This is a genomic window from Alienimonas chondri, assembly GCF_013036045.1.
Taxonomy (GTDB): Bacteria; Planctomycetota; Planctomycetia; order Planctomycetales; family Planctomycetaceae; genus Alienimonas; species Alienimonas chondri.
In genome coordinates this window covers 1-1,755 of the sequence record NZ_WTPX01000318.1, presented here as the reverse complement: position 1 = coordinate 1,755, position 1,755 = coordinate 1, and the positions used below count along the sequence as shown (strand labels likewise).

The 1,755-nt window shown below is 65.7% G+C and carries 2 protein-coding genes; both read right to left on the bottom strand.

Annotated features, from left to right (window positions below; translation table 11 throughout):
• Nucleotides 1-168: 168 nt before the first annotated feature.
• Nucleotides 169-1,497, bottom strand: coding sequence for a hypothetical protein (locus LzC2_RS21350; protein ID WP_171190043.1), 1,329 nt, complete (start codon nucleotides 1,495-1,497; stop codon nucleotides 169-171).
• Nucleotides 1,498-1,515: 18 nt separating this feature from the next.
• The coding region (locus tag LzC2_RS21345) for a hypothetical protein (RefSeq protein ID WP_206678865.1) at nucleotides 1,516-1,755 on the bottom strand (240 nt) is incomplete at its 5' end.

The window sequence follows — 1,755 nt, the reverse complement described above, 5'->3', positions numbered from 1 at the left end:
GGCCGGGGGTGAGGGGGGAGCGACGGCCGATCGCCAGTGACCGAGCGTCCCGGACGCTTGAAGCGTCCGGGACGCTGCATTCGCTCTGAAACGATCTGGCCGACCGCGGGTGAAGGTTCGCTCACCCTCACCCCCGGCCCCTCTCCCTCAAGGGAGAGGGGAGACGAGTCACCGCGCTTCAAGCCCCGCCGTGATCTCTGCCGGCAGCGTTTCGCGGGCGTCGTCGGGGCCGTCGACGTCGCCGTGGTCGTCCAGCGGGAACAACGCGAAGTCCGCGGTCGTGGCGCGTTTCTTGGTCAACGTCTCCCACGCCGCCCGCCCGGCCTTCCATAACACCTCGCGGTAGGGACGAGGCTGGAAGTCCTCCGCATAGGCCGGGTCGGTTTCGACGACTAATAATAGCCGCCGATGCAGGTCGGCCAGCTTCTTGCCGGTGCGTCCCTCCGGCGGCCAGGGGACTTGGCGGGAATACGATTCCCAATCGAACGGCTCGAACCGCTCGGCGCCGGCCTCGGCTTCGCTCGCCAGCGCCACGCCGGTCGGCAGGCCGCAGTGGGCGTGCTCGGCGGAATAGATTAATGCGCAGCGGGCCGCGGGCTTCGCGTCCGGGTTCGCCTTGAGGAACCCGTCGATCGCCTTGACGAGTTGCTTGCCCAGCAGCGTGGAGAACTCCGCGACCAACCCCTCGATCGTGTCGTCGGGATTATAAGTATATAGGACTTCCTTCGACTCGCCTTCGTCGTTGAACTCCTCCGCTTTGATCAACCGGCCGTCGTCGCCGTAGGTCAGGGCGACGCGTTTGCGGCTGGCGAGGCTTTCCCGTAAGCGCTCGGACGCCTGACGATACAACCCCGCCGCCACGTCGGGCGGGAGATCGGCGAGATAATGCGGCAGTTCCGTGCCGTAGTTGAACAACTGCGTATAAGACTCCGTCAGCCGGCCGACGTCGTCGTACGTGAACCGCGTGATTTCGCGATAATGCCGCTCCAGCTCCGGCCCTTCCTGGTTCACTTCGATGGCGGAGGCGATCCGGCCGTGCTCGTCCAGCCGCATCCGCTGCACGCGACCGGTCGGAAAACCGTCACGAAAGAACGGCTCGTAAGGCAACCGTTCGTCGGAGCGACCGGGGTTCCGAAAGGTCAGACGGTCGTAAAACCCTTCTTGATAAACGATCGCGACGCCCCCGCCGCCCAGCAGTCCCGCTTTGACGATTCGTCCGTCGGCGTTCAAGCCGTGTGGGAAGGTCTCTTCGCCCTTCGGCACCCACCGTAGCGGACGGGGACGCCAGGATTCGCCGTAGACGTCGGTCAGATAGCGATCCCACAGCGGATGGTCCGGCGTGAACTGCCCGTCCTCGTAGGTGGCGTGCCGGGTCTCGACGATCTGCGCTTCGACCTCTTTCAACGTCGCCTCGCCGGCGGCGACGTATCGGTCCCACGCCGCCTCAACCGGGGCGAACAGGTCCGTCGGATCGTCGATCCAGTCGCCGTTCGCCATCGGTTCGCTCCGAAGGGGTTACAGGTTGAAGCTCAACAGATACAGCGCCGCGAAGACGACGGCCAGAAACAGCAGCGTTTTGCCGAACATGCCCACGCTGCGGCGGACGATCGTCGCGGTGTCTTCATAGCGGCTGGCCGTATAGACCAAGCTGATCGCCGCCGCCGTGGGCAGCGCCCACAACAGGCGACCCGGGTCCGCGGCGAGCGGGGGCAGAAGGTTCCACATAACAGATCCAGCGGGAATCAGGCCGCGGCG